Annotated in this window: 20 protein-coding genes, 2 tRNA genes and 1 other RNA gene; 14 read left to right on the top strand and 9 right to left on the bottom strand. The window is 44.2% G+C overall.

Annotated elements, in window-relative coordinates; translation table 11 throughout:
* The first annotated feature begins 137 nt into the window (after positions 1-137).
* Entirely contained in the window at positions 138-788 is a 651-nt protein-coding gene (gene phoU, locus V7O63_RS04070) for a phosphate signaling complex protein PhoU (protein ID WP_340820242.1), read from the top strand.
* Between the two features lie 28 nt (positions 789-816).
* Here the strand turns inward: phoU and V7O63_RS04065 are convergent, their stop codons facing one another.
* The 4 genes from V7O63_RS04065 to V7O63_RS04050 form a co-directional block, all read right to left on the bottom strand.
* The gene (locus V7O63_RS04065) at positions 817-3,537 is read right to left on the bottom strand and encodes a DNA-directed DNA polymerase (RefSeq protein ID WP_340820241.1); all 2,721 of its coding nucleotides are present in this window, start codon (positions 3,535-3,537) and stop codon (positions 817-819) included.
* A gap of 63 nt (positions 3,538-3,600) precedes the next feature.
* Positions 3,601-3,711: transfer RNA gene (locus V7O63_RS04060), tRNA-Met, on the bottom strand.
* Positions 3,712-3,812: 101 nt separating this feature from the next.
* Positions 3,813-4,409: a hypothetical protein gene (locus tag V7O63_RS04055; protein ID WP_340820240.1), complete on the bottom strand. Its 597-nt coding sequence runs from the start codon at positions 4,407-4,409 to the stop codon at positions 3,813-3,815.
* 75 nt (positions 4,410-4,484) lie between these two features.
* Positions 4,485-6,491: an S-layer protein domain-containing protein gene (locus V7O63_RS04050; RefSeq protein WP_340820239.1), complete on the bottom strand. Its 2,007-nt coding sequence runs from the start codon at positions 6,489-6,491 to the stop codon at positions 4,485-4,487.
* Between the two features lie 534 nt (positions 6,492-7,025).
* Here V7O63_RS04050 and V7O63_RS04045 point away from each other — a divergent pair.
* Positions 7,026-7,805, top strand: a complete 780-nt coding sequence (locus V7O63_RS04045) for an ATPase domain-containing protein (protein ID WP_340820238.1) — start codon at positions 7,026-7,028, stop codon at positions 7,803-7,805.
* A 9-nt stretch (positions 7,806-7,814) separates the two neighbouring features.
* Here V7O63_RS04045 and V7O63_RS04040 read toward each other — a convergent pair whose 3' ends face one another.
* Positions 7,815-7,958, bottom strand: a complete 144-nt coding sequence (locus tag V7O63_RS04040) for a hypothetical protein (protein ID WP_340820237.1) — start codon at positions 7,956-7,958, stop codon at positions 7,815-7,817.
* Between the two features lie 96 nt (positions 7,959-8,054).
* Here V7O63_RS04040 and V7O63_RS04035 point away from each other — a divergent pair, with 96 nt between their 5' ends.
* Positions 8,055-9,431 carry an ATPase domain-containing protein gene (locus V7O63_RS04035; protein ID WP_340820236.1) on the top strand — a complete coding sequence of 459 codons (1,377 nt, stop codon included), beginning with the start codon at positions 8,055-8,057 and terminating at the stop codon, positions 9,429-9,431.
* Between the two features lie 35 nt (positions 9,432-9,466).
* Here the strand turns inward: V7O63_RS04035 and V7O63_RS04030 are convergent, their stop codons facing one another.
* Positions 9,467-9,706, bottom strand: a complete 240-nt coding sequence (locus V7O63_RS04030) for a transcriptional regulator (RefSeq protein WP_340820235.1) — start codon at positions 9,704-9,706, stop codon at positions 9,467-9,469.
* Between the two features lie 146 nt (positions 9,707-9,852).
* On the opposite strand from V7O63_RS04030, the gene ffs reads away from it, so the two are divergent.
* From ffs to V7O63_RS04015, 3 genes are all read left to right on the top strand, one after another.
* Positions 9,853-10,167, top strand: an RNA gene (ffs, locus tag V7O63_RS04025) — signal recognition particle sRNA.
* Between the two features lie 57 nt (positions 10,168-10,224).
* Positions 10,225-10,309, top strand: a tRNA-Ser gene (locus V7O63_RS04020).
* Positions 10,310-10,392: 83 nt separating this feature from the next.
* Positions 10,393-10,620, top strand: coding sequence for a hypothetical protein (locus tag V7O63_RS04015; protein ID WP_340820234.1), 228 nt, complete (start codon positions 10,393-10,395; stop codon positions 10,618-10,620).
* Here V7O63_RS04015 and V7O63_RS04010 read toward each other — a convergent pair whose 3' ends face one another.
* Together V7O63_RS04010 and V7O63_RS04005 are read right to left on the bottom strand one after the other, a co-directional pair.
* A complete protein-coding gene (locus tag V7O63_RS04010) occupies positions 10,621-10,947 on the bottom strand; it encodes a ribonuclease P protein component 4 (protein ID WP_340820233.1) in 327 nt (108 codons plus the stop codon). It abuts the gene before it with no gap.
* Positions 10,948-10,989: 42 nt separating this feature from the next.
* Entirely contained in the window at positions 10,990-11,646 is a 657-nt protein-coding gene (locus V7O63_RS04005; RefSeq protein WP_340820232.1) for an MBL fold metallo-hydrolase, read from the bottom strand.
* Between the two features lie 109 nt (positions 11,647-11,755).
* On the opposite strand from V7O63_RS04005, the gene V7O63_RS04000 reads away from it, so the two are divergent.
* The 8 genes from V7O63_RS04000 to rpl12p all read left to right on the top strand — a co-directional run bounded on the left by V7O63_RS04000 (position 11,756) and on the right by rpl12p (position 18,000).
* Positions 11,756-13,228, top strand: a complete 1,473-nt coding sequence (locus tag V7O63_RS04000; RefSeq protein WP_340820231.1) for a D-aminoacyl-tRNA deacylase — start codon at positions 11,756-11,758, stop codon at positions 13,226-13,228.
* 57 nt (positions 13,229-13,285) lie between these two features.
* A complete protein-coding gene (gene ftsZ / locus V7O63_RS03995; RefSeq protein ID WP_340820230.1) occupies positions 13,286-14,398 on the top strand; it encodes a cell division protein FtsZ in 1,113 nt (370 codons plus the stop codon).
* Between the two features lie 190 nt (positions 14,399-14,588).
* A complete protein-coding gene (locus V7O63_RS03990) occupies positions 14,589-14,801 on the top strand; it encodes a protein translocase SEC61 complex subunit gamma (RefSeq protein ID WP_340820229.1) in 213 nt (70 codons plus the stop codon).
* 2 nt (positions 14,802-14,803) lie between these two features.
* Complete coding sequence (locus V7O63_RS03985; RefSeq protein WP_340820786.1) at positions 14,804-15,271, top strand: transcription elongation factor Spt5; 468 nt, start codon at positions 14,804-14,806, stop codon at positions 15,269-15,271.
* A 50-nt stretch (positions 15,272-15,321) separates the two neighbouring features.
* Complete coding sequence (locus V7O63_RS03980) at positions 15,322-15,807, top strand: 50S ribosomal protein L11 (RefSeq protein ID WP_340820228.1); 486 nt, start codon at positions 15,322-15,324, stop codon at positions 15,805-15,807.
* A gap of 164 nt (positions 15,808-15,971) precedes the next feature.
* Positions 15,972-16,613: a 50S ribosomal protein L1 gene (locus V7O63_RS03975; protein WP_340820227.1), complete on the top strand. Its 642-nt coding sequence runs from the start codon at positions 15,972-15,974 to the stop codon at positions 16,611-16,613.
* Positions 16,610-17,641, top strand: a complete 1,032-nt coding sequence (locus V7O63_RS03970) for a 50S ribosomal protein L10 (protein ID WP_340820785.1) — start codon at positions 16,610-16,612, stop codon at positions 17,639-17,641. The genes V7O63_RS03975 and V7O63_RS03970 overlap by 4 nt, the downstream gene beginning before the upstream one ends.
* Positions 17,642-17,694: 53 nt before the next feature.
* Entirely contained in the window at positions 17,695-18,000 is a 306-nt protein-coding gene (gene rpl12p / locus V7O63_RS03965) for a 50S ribosomal protein P1 (RefSeq protein ID WP_340820226.1), read from the top strand.
* 61 nt (positions 18,001-18,061) lie between these two features.
* Here rpl12p and V7O63_RS03960 read toward each other — a convergent pair whose 3' ends face one another.
* Positions 18,062-18,700 carry a class I SAM-dependent methyltransferase gene (locus tag V7O63_RS03960; protein ID WP_340820225.1) on the bottom strand — a complete coding sequence of 213 codons (639 nt, stop codon included), beginning with the start codon at positions 18,698-18,700 and terminating at the stop codon, positions 18,062-18,064.
* Between the last annotated feature and the right edge of the window lie 34 nt (positions 18,701-18,734).

Below are 18,734 nucleotides of genomic sequence, written 5' to 3'. Positions count from 1 at the left end.
TAGGAATATATATTGCTATATAGACCTACATATTATATGTATTGAGTTCCATGTTGAGCAAAAAGATTATTCATGTTGCAAATAATTGAAAATAATATCATATAATTTCAGACATACTAAGAGGAGAGGGATGAAAAATGACACGTACAAAATACCATGAAAGCCTGGATACTTTGAAAAGTGATATCACAGACATGGGGAAACTGGCATATGAGGCTATAGATCACTCCATCATAGCTCTCAAAGAGATCGACAGGGAACTTGCAAAGGAAGTCATCGATGGTGATCAGGTAATTGACGACTACGAAATGAAAATAGAGAAATCGATCTCTCAGATCATAGCACGCCAAAGCCCTACTGCAAAAGATATGAGATTGGTCACATCATGCCTTAAGATAGCAATTGATATCGAAAGGATGAGCGATCTTGCAGTGAATATCGCAGAGATTGCAAGAGACATGAAGGGAGACCATGTCAAGCCACTTGTGGATATACCAAAGATGGCAGAAAATGCAAGGAATATGCTTGAACAGGCAATGATCGCTTTTGCAAATGATGACGCAAAACTGGCAAAGGAGACCGCAGAAAAAGATGACGCGATCGATAAGGCTTTCTATGCCATTGAAAAGGAGCTAATTGAGATGATGATAAGTGATGACAGCATAATAACCAATACATCACATCTTCTGTTCGTACTCCGTTATATTGAGAGAATAGGCGATCATGCCTGTAACATTTGTGAAAGCATAGTATACATCGTTGAAGGCCAGAGAGAGGACCTCAATTGAGGGCCTAGCATCAGCTACTACGATCAAACTAAAAATCGAACAGCGAGCTCTGGGACTTCTTATCCACAGGAGTTTGCTGCTGAACTTTTTCATCGACTTCCTTTTTCTTGAACTCAAGAGTTTCATCCTGAGGCTTGTCCGAGAAATCGAACAGTCCCTTTTGCTTTGAGTCATAATCGAGGTTGGCCATATCCACGCCGAAAACACCCAGAATACGCTCTACAGGCGGTAATAACTGTTTCTTGATGTAATAGTCCACATCGATAGGAATATTGTTCTCCTTAACGTATTCCGGATCTTCAGCACGATTTACGAACAGGTCCTTTCCTGCTACGATCACAAATGGGATACGTTCCCCAACAGGAGGAGGAGTACCCGTCCTCTGCTCGATCTTCTCCGCAACGGTCAGGTGTGGTTGCTTGTTCTTGTAGCTGGTAGCTTTCTTGGAGAACATACGAGTCATGGTCAGGTCTTCAATGATATCGGAATCCTTCCTGACATCCAGGTTCCTTACCCCATCGACAACACCACGTACATGCTGCACAGCCGACTCGACATTACCTTCCTTGAGGACCATCTCAAGAACGCTGTTAAGGGTCTTGGAAGTAAGTCCACACCAATCCCTGCGGACGGTTTCCATTCCCTTGACCTTAATACCATCCTTCCATTCATCGCCGGAACGCTCAAAGACCCAGATGGCATAGCGCTTCTTGGCAATGAACAATGCACGCCTGGCAATGGACTCGAACTCAAGTTCCATTGGGTCCGGAAGTGAGCCTGAGACCGTCGCAGCTATCTTGCTGCCCACAAGCCCTGCATCATCAAGGGATACATCGTTTTTAGAACTACATTGGACAAACACACTGTCCGTATCACCATACACCACAGACAGAGACACAATATTATCATCCGGGTCGAGAGAAGACAGCTCTTCAGTAAAGTATGCAGAGCCTTCCCTCAATATCACCTTACTAATAGTACCGTTGATAAGAGCTCGCGTGTTAAGGATATTATTCCTTCCAAAGCTCGTCACAGCATTTGCAAGAGTGAGACTGTATAGCCTTGCCCGTGTATAACCGGAATAACCATAGAAACTGTTAAGCAGGATCTTCAGTGCAAGCTGGGTTGCATCAAGAACACGATATTCTGAGTCACTGGAAGCAGCCTTCATCTTCTTCTTGGTCTCGACCCTTCTCTGCAACAGACTCTCAAGGATCGATGGCATTATACCTTTAACTACATCAGAAGATACGAATTCCCCACCTGATGGCGGCTTTATAGTCTCACCTTCAGGGCGGTCCTTCTCCACTACAGTTGTATAGCAGAGATTATGAGCCATCATAATGGTAGGATAGAGTGATTTGTAGTCAAGGATAACCACATTCTCAAGGAGCCCGCGCTTTGGCTCAAGGACCTCTCCACCTTTGAGGCCTTCACTGCTACGGTTCCTCATGGCAACCAGTTCATCCGCCGGTTTTGGAGGAATTACACGGTCCTGTTTACCATATTCCCTTAGGAGGAGATTGTCCACCATAGAGGTCTGACCGCCGTCCACAACCTCCTGAAGAAGGGATCCACTCACCTGGGCAACAGCAATGTGTTTATCAAGCAACTGGAGTTTCAGGAACAGCTCCATTGCAAGTTCAGAGTCCCTGCGGGCATAATCTATGAACCTGAGAAGCTTCTCACCGGAATCACGCCAGTATTCTTCCATCTCAGAAGGAGCCACATCCAGCTTTTCCTTGTCCAGAAGTTCCTTTGCCACATTCCTTAAGGTATAACGCTTGAGACTATACTGTGCCCTCATGAGAGGAAGAGCATCTACAACGACCCTTCCGGGAATGGAGACCATGGTCCTGTTACCGATCTTACGGTAACTCAATACCCGCCCATCACGCCCCACGGAAGACTTTACGTATTCGCCAGAGTTGGAGAGGATATTTACCCTGTCTGTGATGTACGGTATATCGAAATCATTAATATTGTATCCTGAGATAATATCAGCATCATATTCCTGGAATATCTCAAAAAAGCGATTCAGCATTGAACTTTCAGATTCAAAGCTTTCAACATCCTCACCTGCACCTTCTACATTTTTAGCAACAAGGACAACAGTATCATGACCTTTGTATGCAGGACTGAACGACATACTCACCATGATCACAGGAGAGGTTTCCGGAACCGGCATCGAGCCATCAATAGGAAGACACTCGATATCAAATGCCAGATACTTGAGCGGAGATATAGATAGTTTCTCGATCTCCTTAATTGATTCCGCAGTAAAGACCGAATCACAATATATACGGTCGTCAGAGAACGGTGCCTCCGGAGAAGGTTCAGCATCCACCCATCCCATGCCATGAAGGTCCTTATCGATCAGAAAACGATTCCTGAAAAGTATGTCGGTTTCATATACCTCTTTAGCACCAGGAAGTCCAAGAACATCATCACGTATCTCAGGAACATTACGTGGTTCCATGGTAGTGACCTTCAGCATCGGCTTCTTTGAAAGCTGATAGCCAACTGGCTCGAATTTGGGAACTATCTCCACCTTTTTAATCACATCGAAGCGTTCCCTGAGCATTGTTGACAGTTTATCGAGTTCACCTTCAGCATTGATGTAGAAATAAGGTTCAAATCCCGGTACAAAACAGCAGACGCTCTTGCCATCTTCAGCTCTGCCAAAAAGACGGACAACGGGACCATCCTGAGTCCCTATGTAATCAGCGTCCAGTATCTGAAAGTTCATGATCTATCTTACAGGTTTGCAGCATATATGCTTTGCGTTGAAGATAAAAATAAAGGAAAAGAATGCCCGGAGCGTGACTCGAACACGCGACCTCCAGATATCTCAGGAGATTTTGGACGCACGGAATTTTATTCCCTATGAGTCTGGCGCCCCAACCAACTAGGCTATCCGGGCAGTGCAGCACCTAAAAGGGCAAGGTAATATTAAAGAGTATCGATTGAAAGAGGCACGATTCTTATATAATTTAGAGTAATTATAAAAAAATCCATACCGGGTCAGTACCCGGTTGCCTCAGCCAGTTCACCCAAGACTGTGTAGTCATCTGTTGCGCCACCTACGACAAAGACGAACTTACCATTGTTCCATATGTAATTATATCTTTTTACATCGTTGGTGTCAACTGTAACATACTCAAGAATCCTCACAGCAGAATGCTTATTAAAAGATACATCAGTAAAGCGACCTTCACCTACAGACAGTGACCTGAAGCCTGCCTTGTATTCAGTGATGAATTCCTCTGCAGAAGTTGAATCGCTCATTTCTATGACATCAACGTATACATCAATCGAATCCATATACATATAGAGCCCTTCTGAAGCGCCAATTATCCCGGAAACCGAGACATATTTATCCTCTACATATTCCACGGAAAGTTCGCGGACTCCCAGAAGTTCATAGCTCTCAGGAAGAGATTCCATTGGAACAAGTTCCTGACCTCCATAATCAGCAGGAATAGTATCGATTACAGTATTAGTAGTAACACCTGTAACTTCCGTATTTGCAGGAGTATCTTCAACGACTTCATCCGTGCAACCGGAGATGGATAAGATTAGAATGCTTATTATTAGAACAAAAAGTACTTTTTTAATCATGGTTACACCTCTTTGAAAATAATCAATATTAAAAAAAGATAGTAAGAAGGGATTAACCCTTCTTTATTTTAGATTTTAGTTTCTTCTGACGAGGTATGCTACTGCGAGAAGACCAGCTACAGCGAAGACTGCTTCAAATCCTGGGGATTCTTCTTCAGCAGTTTCTTCTTCTACTTCTTCTTCTGGTTCTTCTTCAGGCATTTCGGTCTCTTCTTCAGGGACTTCTTCGCCTACTTCTTCTTCAACAGGAGCTTCTTCTTCCTCTTCAGGCATTACTTCATCTGATGGACCTGCTTCGGAATCGTCAACTACTACACCATCACCGATTGTTACCTCGACGAATGGATAGTACCTGAGGTTATCGTCGTCATTAGCTACCTTGAACTTCATACCTTCTGCAATGTCTACAGTGTCATCAGGACCGAGTGTCATTGAACCGGTATTGTTCATTGTGATAAAGGTAGAACCAATGTTGTCGACCTCAAGTTCGCCGAACTCGTCAGCTGATTCGATCTCAAGGACATTCTCATAGTCTACAAGCCAGATACCTTCGACTACAGCAAGACTGTCTACCTGACCCTGGAATACATCGGTGATGAATACTTTGAAGACAACTACATCATCTTCATCTGCTACATCGACGTCATAGCTCCAGGTTTCACCATCAACTGAAGTGTTGGAAACATCTACTACTTCATCTTCTATGAATTCGCCATCCTTGGAAAGTTCCATCCAGACCTTGTCACCCTCAACATCAATCTGCTTTGCAGTAAGCTCATAGCCATTTGCAAGTTCGAGTGCGGAGCCAGTTCTGAGTGTGTACTTGTCATCATTGTCGAGGAGCAGCTTTACAAGCTGGTCAGGTGCATCATCTGCAACAGGGACATACTTCTCTGCGAAGAGACCCATTACAGGATACTGTGTATCGTCATCAAAAGCACCCTCATAATCTACCTGCACAATGGATGTGTTGTAAACAAGTTCATCTTCTGCGATTGTACGCTGACCATCAGCAAGGTCGGAAGTAAAGATTTCCAGAGATTCTGTACCCTGATTATCATCAAGGTCATAGAAGAAACCTGCAAAGGATGAATAATCCCATGATGCAGGGCCATCGCCCTCAACTGTTCCTCTTATCTCATAGGTACCTGGCTCAGTGTATTCCTTCATAAGGAAGAACCTGAGGTAGCCATCATCATCGTCAGCAGTCTTGAAGCTCATACCTTCTGCAATTTCCACGGTTTTATCATTTGTGAGTGAAAGTGAACCAGTGTTGTTCATTGTGATAAAGGTAGAACCAATGTTGTCAACCTCAAGTTCACCGAACTCGTCAGCAGATTCGATCTCAAGGACATTCTCATAGTCTACAAGCCAGAGACCTTCGATTACAGCAAGACTGTCTACCTGACCCTGGAATACATCGGTGATGAATACTTTGAAGACAACTACATCATCTTCATCTGCTACATCGACGTCATAGCTCCAGGTTTCACCATCAACTGAAGTGTTGGAAACATCTACTACTTCATCTTCTATGAATTCGCCGTCCTTGGAAAGTTCCATCCAGACCTTGTCACCCTCTACATCAATCTGCTTTGCGGTAAGTTCATAGCCACCAGCGAGTTCGAGTGAGGAACCGGTCCTGAGTGTGTACTTGTCATCATTGTCAAGGAGCAGCTTTACAAGCTGGTCAGGGGAATCATCTGCAAGCGGGACATACTCTTCTGCAAAGAGACCCATTATAGGATACTGTGTATCGTCACCAAAAGCAGCCTCATAATCAGTCTGCTGGATTGAAGCATTGTAAACAAGTCCATCTTCTTGAATGGTTGTGCCATCTACAAGAGCACTGTTGTTCACGATAGTGAGAGTTTCGCTGGAAAGACCATCATCAAGGTCATACCAGAATCCTGCAAAGTTAGTAGCGTTAATCACTACATCGCCGCCAGCAATGATTTCTGAAAATTCAGAACCATTATAGACTTGACTGCGCACTTCAATTGACTCTGCTGCAGTTGCAGGCACTACTAATGCTGCAAGAGCAAGAAGAGCAACTAATGCGATAGTTGTAAATCTTTTCATTAAATTTTCCTCCGAATTTATTCTAAGTAATTAAGAGTGAGAATCAAGGAATAAAGTGAATTAACACTTCATCATCTTCTGACAAGCAGACATGTATTGACCATTCAATGATCAAAGATTCGTCCATTGCCGAAGGAGACTTCATCACCCTCCTAATCCCGTCATATTGGATTACAAGTGTTGTATTAATCAGTTGCCCTTTTAAATCTTTTGTGGTCTAATTCAGAGTAATTATCGCATTGCAATGGCAAACATCGATGCAATTGACGGTAAATGTCGAACTTGGTCCCCCGTTAAAAAGAAAAAACAGGCGAAAACAGAAGTAATGTTTATAGATTGTCGATGCCGTTATAGTGACAGATATATGCTAAGAACTACAAAATAACTGCCATCGTGGCAGGAATACTTCAATATATTTATATATATGATAACATAAAATGGACATGAAATAAAAGTCTAAAAAGATAACTAAATTTTTCGATTCGCATATCAGGGTTACTATAATAATACATGCCACAGGAGTGAAATAATAAGATGTTTGATGGTGCAGTTTCTGAAGAGATATCAATGGACGATGAAGCAAATCGTGTAAAAACGGGCATACCAGGATTCGATGAGCTATGCGGCGGAGGACTTATCCGTGACAGGACATACCTCATTTCAGGTACATCCGGTGCAGGCAAAACCAATTTTTCAATACAGTTCATCTATAACGGAATAACCAAATACGGTGAGAACGGAATAATCGTCGCCACTGAAGAAAGGCCGGAGCAGATAAGAGAGAACGTGCTCAAATTCGGCTGGGACCTTCAGGCACTTGAGGATGAGAACAAGCTGGTTATAATAGATGCATGTTCCACCAAGATAGGCATCCCCTCGCAGGAAAAGTATGTGGATGTACGTCCATTTGACATAAGGTCAATGATGGACCAGATAATCGCAACCCAGGAAGAGATCAACGCGAAACGTGCACTCATCGATTCAACAACATCTGTCAGCTTCTATCTTCAGGACCCTGCGAAGATAAGGATCGAACTCCTGAAACTCAGCACCACTCTTGAGGTCATCGGCCTGACATCGATGATGACATGTGAACTCATCGACGAAACGAAACCATCCAGATTCGGCGTTGAGAACTTCGTAACTGATGGTACTATAGTACTATACTACAAGAGACACGAGAACGTAAGGATGAGAAGTATGGAAATATACAAGATGAGAGGATCGGACCACAGTAAGAAGATCCACCCATACGACATCACGCCCGGCGGGTTTGTCATCCATCCACACGAAGAAGTATATTCCATGTTCTAATTGGAAATATCAAAGGTCAGGATACATTTCCTCATGGCCGCATTCAACACATTTGTAAACTACAAGTGCACGGCCATATTGATCCTGTCTCTTTATAGCAGGATATCGCCAGCGATTCATTTTACCATCACATATAGGACATCTATAGTTCATCAGATTCACCAACCATTAATTATATAAAAATGTATATTAAATTATCGTATAAACAAGTGTTCTAGCTACCAGAATCAAGTTATAAAAGAAGATAGAATGAACGAACTTAAAAAGATATCATGTGGCATTGAAGGGCTTGATACCATACTTGACGGAGTGATTAGTCCCTCAACTATCCTGATAGCAGGAACTGCAGGTGTGGGGAAAACGATAATGTCACTTCAGATGTTATCCAATGCATCAAAGAATGGGGAAAAGGCACTCTACATCCCGATCACGACAGAGAACCCTGAAAAGCTAATGATGTATAATTCAACCCTTGATTTTTTCGATAACTCTTTTGAGGTTCATGCAATAAACAGGCAACTTGCAGAAAAGGATCCGTTGACAACATTAATCGAGATAGGGAACATAATAGAATCTGTCAAGCCTGACAGACTTGTCATTGACCCTGTTACACCACTTGGTTATGGATTCATCGAGCAGGAAAAGAGAAGATTCTTCTACACACTCGATTCCATGCTCCAGGAAAGGAATATGCTTACATTCCTTGTTGGAGAGATGCTAAAACCAGAAATACATAATTCTGTGATCAGCCACCTATCAGATGGAATAATATACCTTACACGAGAGGACAGGGACTCAAGGGCAGACCATCGTTTAGAGTTCATAAAAATGAGAGGGATCGATCCGGGAAAAAGATCGGCGATCACATCTCACAAGTACCTTTATGACATCAGCTCAACCGGATTTACAGTTTATCCTCACCTGAAACCCGAGGAGATCACTGAACTTAAGGATACAAGAACAGAAACAGGAATTCCGGGTCTTGATAATATGTTCGAGGGAGGACTATACAAATATAATAGCCTCCTGGTGGCAGGAGTGCCGGGAACCGGGAAGAAACTATTCGGGCTGCAATTCATACTCAAAGGCCTGGAGAATGGAGAACCAGGAACAGTTATTAGTTTTGAGGATACACCGCATCAGATGATACTTGATGCTGGCAGAATGGGATGGGACCTGCAAAAATACATAGATGAAGGATTACTTCACTTTATGTGTAATAACCCAAGCGAGATATATCCTGCAGAACATGCAGCCAGCATTAAAACGACAATAGAAGAACATGGTATTGAAAGAGTGTTCTTCGACGGTACCAATCACCTGGAACTATCAATGCCGGATCACCTGGAACTTAGAGGGTATCTGCATTCAATGACAAGTTATCTGAAAAGCAAGAATATAACATCATTGTTCACAACCGATACCGCTGCCTCGGAATGTCCAGGGAATGAAAAGATAGACGCAGCAGCCATTATGGATTCGGTTCTCATATTACACAATTCCAGGGCGAGGGACAGAAGATACATGTGTGTCACCAAGTCAAGAGGAACAAAACATAAACGCTCAGTAAAAGAATATGCGATCACTGAGAATGGAATCAAACTCAGAACTGACACTTTGATATGAGATATAAAAAGGAAAAGTCTGGAAAAGAAGTATTATCAGATGCTCTGAACCTTTCGTTCTAAAGCCTCACCCTGTTCTGTCAGTTTGTAGACATCGCTTTCCTGGATCACTAACTCTTTTTCAATTAGTTCACCCAGGACCTTGTCCACCGAAGGACGGGCTATATGCATGTTCTTTGCCAGCTTAACTGCATCTAGCTGGTGTTTTGAACCCAGAAGAGCAAGTAATTTCTGGCGATTCTTATTACCGGTCACAAATCCTATCAATTCATCCATATTCTGCCTCCATTGGACTATTGTACTACATTCTATATAGTTACTTTTGCACCTATTGCACCTTTAGACATAATAGGAGCAGCGCAGCCATTCAACCATATAATGTTCAAAGGATACTTTTATAACCAGTAATGCGTATGTAAGGGTGACAGGCTAGTCCGGGTAGGCCGGCGTTACCTGTAACCCGAGATCGCCGATATGCGGGGGACGAAGCCTGGGGAAGATGTTTGGATCATTTTCAAACCTGTAATTTCAACTGAGAAGCCCCGTCCTGCTTGGATGACGTTGGCATAAGTGCTTGTTGGAGAACTTGTTCTTATACCTTAACTGTGGGAACCAGCCCAGGCCCGGAAGGGAGCAGGCCTACCATGGACAATCGTCGCTTGGAGGGTTGCGGGGTGGAGACGAGATCGCAGACCACCTGGAAATGTGAAAAATAACAACTCTGGGCGTGCCTGTCACTTAATTCCGGAAAACGTTAAATACCTGAATTGCGTTTAGGAACGAACACTGATCATGACGAGATAGCCAAGCCCGGTATGGCGCAGGATTGCTAATCCTGTGGTGCTATGCGCCTCGGGGGTTCGAATCCCCCTCTCGTCGTACTTTTTTTAAAGAATACTTACCACACCATTAGCAATGCGTTTCCGGCAAAGGAACTATTAACGATAAGAAGAGATATAGCTATGATGTCTGAAAAAATAACGATCCCACTGCTGAACAAAGAGACTCAAAAAAATGAAAGTGCATGCACATCCTGTGGCAGTGGTGGATGCTGTGGCGGTTTTGGGATAAAGGCAGGCTCTGAAAAGGACGTGGTTTTCAGGAATATATTCCTTTATGTCGCAATGGGACTAATTATATTCACTGTTGCCTACATCATAACAAGAATAATGGCATGGGCCACTGCATGATCACTCCACTTCTGATGAACTGAAAGGATATCTTTTGATAGAACCACAGTTCAGACAGGTGACCACAACACAGCCATTTTTAGAACGTGTCCTTGAATTGTATCCCGGGACAAGCAGAGAACCACAGTTCCTGCAAAAACTCCTTTTAAGTTCAGCAGGGATCCGCACACGGTGCCTCATACCGATCTTCCTTGCCAGTGATACATATCTGGCACTCCTTTCGGGGTTGCTGGAAAGCTCTTCCTTTGCAAGGCCAAAGAGATATTCTATTCGCTCCTGAGCGATACTCCTGGCTATTGTCTTATTCTTCTTCCTGTTCTTTGCCATTTTTGCACCTATATTGAACCCAAAATTGCACCCATCAGAACATCAAAGTAGCACTACCCTTGTAGAGGGTGACTTTTCCGTTACCATGGTAACAAAGGTATTGATATCCTCAACTGAGCTTTCATTCTGTTCATAGCCCATAGGAATCACCACATCGGGACCTATCAAAGAAACTGCATCAACTGCAGCTTCTACGTCCATTGCATCATTGATGACAGGCAATAGAACAATATCCACAGATATCGGGCCCAGGTCGGGAACAGTGCACGTGTGACCTGCATGATAGATGTTCAGACCTCCGAATGTCAGGACATACCCCACACCTTCACCCGGAGTAGTAGTAGCAGCCTCACAAGAGTCATAGGTGTCCATTACTTCGATATCTACACCCTTGATGCTAAGTTCTCCTGAAAGGGAATCGCCACCCATGACCCTTCGTGCATCTCCCCTGAACTGAAGACTCATATTTTCAGGGATAAGTGTGGTACAATCTGACTTGCGAACCTTACGGATAGAATCAGGGTCGCAGTGTCCGAATTTCTCATGAGTGATCAGAAGCAGATCTGCCATATCCTCATCAGGGATATTACCCTGTATGCCAGTTGGATCGATGTAGACTACCATGCCATCGGCCTTCATCATAAAACCTGCATTACCAAGCCACTTTATAAAAACACCATCAATTGTTGTGCTGTCCAAGATATCACATCCCTTCGACAGGCCTGCAGGAACGCAGGGCCCATAACTAACTGAAGATAACATAATAGGCATTAAAGTTACTGAAAGGAGACCATATCAGTCTAAGATCATGGAAGACAAGAAAAAGTACCTGATCCAAACAAAAAGGATAAGTTTCCGAAAGATGAGAGATAAAGAGAACATGAAGGAAAAGAAGATCAACATACTTTGCTCGGCTGCAGACATTGCCAGCCAGAACATAAAGGAACATCTGCTCAGAATTGGAAAATGGCAGTTGTCTGACAAGCTCACCAACGGATGGGATGGACTGTTATCGGTCCATGAGAATCCAACCCACAGGATAATAGAGATTGAAGGACATCACATCTATGAGGACAGGATCGACGAGAGAATGAAGGAAGCAGGATATGACACTGACCTTATAATAGTAGCCTCCAGACACAAGAGCAAGGATGGCAGATCAGTGCTTACTGCACATTTCACAGGCAATCCAGATACTGCAGATTTTGGCGGAAGACCGAAGGAACTCTCCGTAGCCGCACCAAAGATGCTGTGCTCGATCCTGAGAAAGATGGAGAAAATGGCAAAGGACACCCATTATGAGACAAACATGGAATCCACACACCATGGACCAACCGACCTCATAACCCCAATGGTCTACGCAGAGATAGGAAGTGGAGAAGAACAGTGGGGAGACCCACTTGCAGGAGAGATCGTTGCAAGGGCGATATTGGAAGCACAACCCGTTGACGTACCTGTTGCTATAGGCTTTGGGGGAGGACATTACGCTGCAAGACAAACCGAGCTGATACTGAACTCAAATATCACGTTCGGACATAATTTTCCAGACTACCAGTTATCCCACGTTGACAGAGACATGGTCATTCAGGCATTCAACAGGTCAAAAGCAGATCTTGTCTATTTTGACAGGAAATCCATGAGCTCAAAAGAGAGACAGAGATTATCCGAGATCATAGAAGAGCTTGGATACATATCACTTCGAGAGAATGAGATCAGAGAGATGGGAGACATACCGTGGGAACTTTTCATCCGCCTGAAAGAAGAATGTGACAGGCTGGTCCCGGAAGGCAGGCTCAGGATAAACGGGATATTCAGGTCCTCCCTGGAAAAGATAAGACACTCCACACCGGACCAGTATCCTGATATCACCACAGGTGAGCTGAACGAGGAACTTATCAAAGAGTCTGCAAGTGCTGACAGGAAAAGAACCACAGAGATATTTGAACAGTACTCACCCATCTATGTAGACAACAAGAACGGAACGATATCAAATCACATACTGGGAATCGGTGAAGATACGAAAACTGCTATGCAGACCATCACAAATGAATGCATTAAAATACTAAAAGAGCATTATGAAATTAAATATATTCCTGATGAGAATATACTTTACATAATAAGTAAAAGATTCGATCCAATTGCAGCAAAGGAATTAGGAATTCCACCTGGACCGATGTTGGGTGAACTGGCAAAAGGCAATCCTGTTGTTGTGGATGGAAAGAGGATCGAACCGGAAATGGTCCATAAAAGAAAGGTCAGGGAAATCTTACTGTCCAATTAGATATATATCATCATACCTTTAATCCAATATACGATTTTCATTTGAGGGATAAAAAGAATGAGATCCATAGTAGAAGAGGCACTTGCAAGGTCTGAACAGGAGGCTAACCTTCGCGGCCAGACCACACAAAACCCGGAGCACAAAGACATAAACGCAGAATTGGAGGAAATGCTGCGCCAGTTACACACCAATATCAAGGTCATAGGCTGTGGCGGCGGCGGGTCCAACAGCACGCAGAGAATGGTCGATGAGGGCATCAAGGGCGCAGAGTTCGTTGCCATCAACACAGATGCTCAGCACCTCCTGAACATCAAGGCAGACCAGAAGATACTCATTGGAAAGAAGAAGACCAGAGGTCTTGGAGCAGGCAGTCTTCCACAGATAGGAGAGGATGCTGCACTTGAAAGCGTAGATGAGATCGCCGATGTTGTGAATGGCAGTGATATGGTATTCATCACATGCGGACTCGGAGGAGGAACCGGTACCGGATCTGCACCAGTTGTCGCAGAAGCTGCAAGGGATGCAGGAGCGCTCACTATCGCTGTGGTCACATTGCCATTCAGTGTGGAAGGACAGGTCAGAAGGACAAATGCAGAAGCAGGTCTTGAAAGACTGAGAGATGTGGCTGATACTGTAATAGTAGTTCCGAATGACAAGCTCCTCGAAGTTGTCCCAAGGCTCCCACTACAGGCAGCATTCAAAGTATCCGATGAGGTGCTTATGAGAGCTGTCAAAGGTATCACAGAACTTATCACAAAGCCAGGACTTGTCAACCTTGACTTCGCTGATGTCAGGACCGTCATGCAGAACGGTGGCGTTGCAATGATAGGACTTGGAGAATCAGATGGCGAGATGAAAGCTGTGGAATCCGTACAGAAAGCACTTCGCAGCCCACTTCTGGATGTAGACATATCAGGAGCAACATCCGCACTTGTCAATGTAATAGGCGGGCCGGACATGACGATCTCCGAAGCAGAGAGTGTCGTTCAGGAAGTATACAACAGGATAGACCCTGAAGCAAGGCTCATCTGGGGAGCACAGGTCAATGATGACCTTGAGCAGACCGTGCGTACCATGATAGTAGTAACAGGCGTCAGGTCACCACAGATATACGGCCATGGCGGAGCCAAGAACGTAACAAGGAAATACGGAATCGATTTCGTTAAATAGAACATATCCCTTTTTTAACATAGAGCCTGTTGATTGGATCGCACATTTTCGAGATCCAATCGAAAGGTATTTTATTAAAGACGTAGTTTTGATGGCTCTACAGATTACAGGATAGTAAATTCTGGCATCATAACTTAGCTTCAAAATAAACGCATGCAATATAAACGATCATAACCGGTTGTGAAATACTTTGGCAGAAGAGTCATTCGATCTAAGTAAAATCAATAGCGCTAGCATAAATCAATCCCTTAAGACATACCTTAGGGTCCTCAAATTAACAAAGAAACCATCCAGAGAGGAATTCCTGACCATAGCAAAGGTTGCAGGTCTGGGAATCCTTGCAATAGGTTTCGTAGGATTCCTGATATATGTGTTATTGGTAGAGATGCCTAAATGGGTGTAATCATGACTGCTGATTCTGCAATATTCGTCGTGAAAACGACAGCTAACCAGGAACGTTCAGTTGCGAACATGATTACACAGTCCGCAAGGAAAGAACATCTGGATATCAGAGCGATCCTCGCACCTGATGAGCTGAAAGGATACGTGCTCATTGAGGCTGTATCTCCCGGAGATGTAGAACAGGCAATACAGACAGTTCCACATGCAAGAGCTCTTGTAAAGGGACAGTCCTCAATTGAGGAGATATCACATTTCCTTACACCAAAGCCAACCGTGACCGGAATATCAGAAGGTGCGATCATCGAGATCACATCAGGTCCATTCAAGGGCGAGAAAGCCCGTGTGAAGAGAGTGGACGAAGGTCACGAGGAAATAACTGTAGAACTGTTCGATGCAGTTGTACCGATACCTATAACTATTCGCGGTGATACTGTAAGAGTCCTCAGGAAAGACGAGGAACAAAATGCCTGAGATCCTGAAATCTCAATGTTATATTTATACAATTCAATGGTGATATTCAAATGGCAAATGTTGTTGAAGCATTGGTCCCAGGAGGAAAAGCAAACCCAGGTCCACCACTCGGTCCTGCCCTTGGTCCTCTTGGAATTAACATAAAAGACGTGATCGACAAGATCAACGAGAAGACAAACGATTACAATGGGATGCAAGTCCCGGTCAAGGTAATAGTAGCAGACGACAAGAGTTTCGAGATAGAAGTAGGAACTCCACCAACATCTGCACTCATATTACAGGAAGCAGGAATCCAGAAGGGATCCGGCGAGCCTAACACAGTGACTGTAGGAAATATAACAATTCCACAGGCAGCAAAGATCGCACGTATGAAGAAAGACGATATTCTCTCATACGACCTTAAGGCTGCTGTGAAAGAAGTACTTGGATCCTGTGTCCCAATGGGCGTAACTGCTGAAGGTATGACCGCAAAGGAATGCCAGAAAGCTATCGACGAGGGACAGTACGACGACGTACTGGCACAGGAAGCATGGTAACCCCATGCTTTAAACCAATAACTTTAAAATAAATACCAATTATTGGTGTTCGCACCATATAATAGACAGAGGGAAGGTCACCTGACCTGAAACTCTAAACGCATCCGTAGTAGACCGTAACGGTCCTGCCTGAACCTTGAGTTCAACACTACGGGAGGTAAAGAATGGCAGACGAAACAACAGTAGAAGCTATTGAGAAGTTATTAGCTGAATCACCTGACAGGAAATTCCCTGAGGGTGTTGAACTTGCTATTAACTTGAAGAATCTGGATATGAGTCAGCCTAAGAACCGTGTTGATGAAGAGATATTACTTCCAAACGGATTAGGTAAAGACCTCAGAATCGCAGTATTTGCGAAAGGTGAGGTTGGTCTCCAGGCTAAAGATGCTGGCGCAGAGAATGTTTTCTCCGAAGAGGATCTTGCAGAGTTGGCAGAGGACAAGTCACGTGCAAGGTCAGTTGCCAATGAATACGACTTCTTCATTGCAGAGGTCCAGTACATGGCACAGATCGGTAAGGCACTTGGTGCTATCCTTGGTCCTAGAGGAAAGATGCCAACCCCGTTGCCACCAGGAAAGAACGTGGGCGATCTTATCAAGAGCGCAAAAGGCTCAATAAGGGTAAGATCAAAGGATAAACTCACATTCCACGTATCCGTTGGCCGCAGGGACATGGATGTCCAGAAACTTGCAGAGAACGTAGAAACAGTCCTTAGCAGAGTGGAAGGCTCCCTTGAAAAAGGTAAGCATAACATAAAATCAATTTATGTTACCACCACCATGGGAAAATCAGTGAGGGTGCTATAATGGAAGAAGACCACCACACAAGCCACATCCCACAGTGGAAGAAGGATGAAGTTGAAGAGATAAAGGATCTCATCAGCAAATACCCGATCATTGGTGTCGTAGGTATTGGTGGAATCCCTGCAAAGCAACTTCAGAAGATGAGAAGGGACCTTAAGGACAAGGCTGTTTTGAAAGTCGCAAGGAACACTCTTATGAAAAGAGCCCTTGATCAGTCCAGTGATGATGTAAAGGAAATGGACAAGTACATTGACGTACAGACCGCCCTTATATTCACAGAACAGAACCCTTTCAAGCTGTTCAAGACACTGGAAAAGAGCAAGAGCCCATCCCCTATCAAAGCAGGTACTATCGCACCTCGCGATATCATCGTCGAAAAGGGAGAAACATCATTCCCACCTGGACCGATACTCGGTGACATGCAGCAAGCAGGAATCCCTGCAGCTATTGACGGTGGAAAGGTCGTGATCAAAGAGACAAAGGCCGTTGCAAATGAAGGCGAAGCAGTTTCACAGAAACTTGCTGCAATGCTCACAAGACTTGAGATCTACCCAATGGAAGTAGGTCTTGACCTTAGAGCAGCTTTCGAGAACGGATCGATCTTCACACCAGATGTACTGGCAATTGACGAGGATAAGTACTTCTCCGATATCGTACTGGCAACACAGCAGGCATTCAACACATCCGTGTTCGCAGCATACCCAACTGCAGAGAACATCAAGACACTCGTTGCAAAGGCAGCAACCGAGTCACGCAACCTTGGTATCAACGCAGTGGTACTGGAGCCAGAGATTATCGACGCACTTCTTGGAAAAGCACATTCAGAGATGCTTTCAGTCGCATCAGCTGCATCTGCTAACAATGAGGAAGCAGTTGACGATGAACTGAAGGAAGCACTGGGTGCTGCAGCAAGTGCAGCAGCAGCAGCCGCCCCGGCAGAGACTGCTGAAGAAGAAGAGAAGGAAGAGGAACAGGAAGAAGAGCCAGCAGAAGAGGACGGCATGGCCGGTCTTGGAGCACTCTTTGGATGATCAGATTTAACAAACTACAGAATTTACATTGATAAAATAAAAGGTGATTTCACATGGAATACATATATGCAGCACTTTTACTCCACAAAGCAGGTAAAGACATTACAGAAGAAACAGTTGCAGCCGTACTTCAGGCAGCAGGCGTAGACGTTGACGACTCACGTGCAAAGGCACTTGTCGCAGCTCTTGATGGCGTAGACATCGAAGAGGCAATGGCAACCGCAGCAGTCGCAGCAGCACCAGCAGCAGCAGCACCAGTAGCAGCAGCTGAGGAAGCTCCAGCAGAAGAAGCAGCTGAAGAAGAAGAGGAAGAAGCAGAAGAGAGCGGCATGGCTGGTCTCGGAGCACTTTTCGGATAAAAAAGCAACTTCATGTCCGCCTTTGTGCGGACAACACATTCTTTTTTTTTAATCAGCTTTCCTATAATTTCCTGTAAAGCTGGCATTTGACATAGGATTTAATATATATCTCATTCTCAAGGACCAGACCATACTCCCTGCAAATATCAGGATAATGGTTATTCCAGCTATCGGCAGTTTCCTTGAACATGAAAAAAGGAAGCATCATAACGGTATCCAGACCCAGGATAGGCTTTGCACAATCGACAATAGCAAAGTACGAGTCACCCTTCAGGACACGTGAGACCTCCTCTATAGCACCCTTACGTACATCGGAATTCGTTTCACAGAAAGCAACCGACGTTACTACAAGATCGAATGAATCATCATGGAAAGGAAGCATATCCATAGTTCCCTTATAGAGATTCAAAGGTACGCTCTTGCGTTCACCCTTTTCAGTAGCATATCCCAGTTGAACACTGGAAAGGTCGAGTCCATGAATATCAACATGCCCTTCAAGACGTTCTGATATGGCAATACCTACTGATTCAGTCCCGCAGCCCAGATCAAGTACGGACATACCACTTTCCAGAGGAAGAGCTGATGCTACACGCCCATAATATGAATGCCCAAAACCAAGGATGGTGGCAAATACATCGTAATGACTACCACCAAAGAACCAGCCGAAATTGTTCCCTTTACCATTGGTCTTATGAGACATTTCCAACACCCAAATAAAATATTGGTGCCGGAGT

Source organism: Methanolobus sp. WCC4 (assembly GCF_038022665.1).
In the GTDB taxonomy this organism is placed as follows: Archaea; Halobacteriota; Methanosarcinia; order Methanosarcinales; family Methanosarcinaceae; genus Methanolobus.
Note: the sequence above shows the minus strand (reverse complement) of the source record. Positions and strands in the feature narration are given on the sequence as shown.

Coding starts and splice junctions, on each gene's coding strand:
- phoU (WP_340820242.1), top strand. CDS start 138: ATGACACGTACAAAATACCATGAAAGCCTGGATACTTTGAAAAGTGAT.
- V7O63_RS04065 (WP_340820241.1), bottom strand. CDS start 3,537: ATGAACTTTCAGATACTGGACGCTGATTACATAGGGACTCAGGATGGT.
- V7O63_RS04055 (WP_340820240.1), bottom strand. CDS start 4,409: ATGATTAAAAAAGTACTTTTTGTTCTAATAATAAGCATTCTAATCTTA.
- V7O63_RS04050 (WP_340820239.1), bottom strand. CDS start 6,491: ATGAAAAGATTTACAACTATCGCATTAGTTGCTCTTCTTGCTCTTGCA.
- V7O63_RS04045 (WP_340820238.1), top strand. CDS start 7,026: ATGTTTGATGGTGCAGTTTCTGAAGAGATATCAATGGACGATGAAGCA.
- V7O63_RS04040 (WP_340820237.1), bottom strand. CDS start 7,958: ATGAACTATAGATGTCCTATATGTGATGGTAAAATGAATCGCTGGCGA.
- V7O63_RS04035 (WP_340820236.1), top strand. CDS start 8,055: ATGAACGAACTTAAAAAGATATCATGTGGCATTGAAGGGCTTGATACC.
- V7O63_RS04030 (WP_340820235.1), bottom strand. CDS start 9,706: ATGGATGAATTGATAGGATTTGTGACCGGTAATAAGAATCGCCAGAAA.
- V7O63_RS04015 (WP_340820234.1), top strand. CDS start 10,393: ATGATGTCTGAAAAAATAACGATCCCACTGCTGAACAAAGAGACTCAA.
- V7O63_RS04010 (WP_340820233.1), bottom strand. CDS start 10,947: ATGGCAAAGAACAGGAAGAAGAATAAGACAATAGCCAGGAGTATCGCT.
- V7O63_RS04000 (WP_340820231.1), top strand. CDS start 11,756: ATGGAAGACAAGAAAAAGTACCTGATCCAAACAAAAAGGATAAGTTTC.
- ftsZ (WP_340820230.1), top strand. CDS start 13,286: ATGAGATCCATAGTAGAAGAGGCACTTGCAAGGTCTGAACAGGAGGCT.
- V7O63_RS03985 (WP_340820786.1), top strand. CDS start 14,804: ATGACTGCTGATTCTGCAATATTCGTCGTGAAAACGACAGCTAACCAG.
- V7O63_RS03980 (WP_340820228.1), top strand. CDS start 15,322: ATGGCAAATGTTGTTGAAGCATTGGTCCCAGGAGGAAAAGCAAACCCA.
- V7O63_RS03975 (WP_340820227.1), top strand. CDS start 15,972: ATGGCAGACGAAACAACAGTAGAAGCTATTGAGAAGTTATTAGCTGAA.
- rpl12p (WP_340820226.1), top strand. CDS start 17,695: ATGGAATACATATATGCAGCACTTTTACTCCACAAAGCAGGTAAAGAC.
- V7O63_RS03960 (WP_340820225.1), bottom strand. CDS start 18,700: ATGTCTCATAAGACCAATGGTAAAGGGAACAATTTCGGCTGGTTCTTT.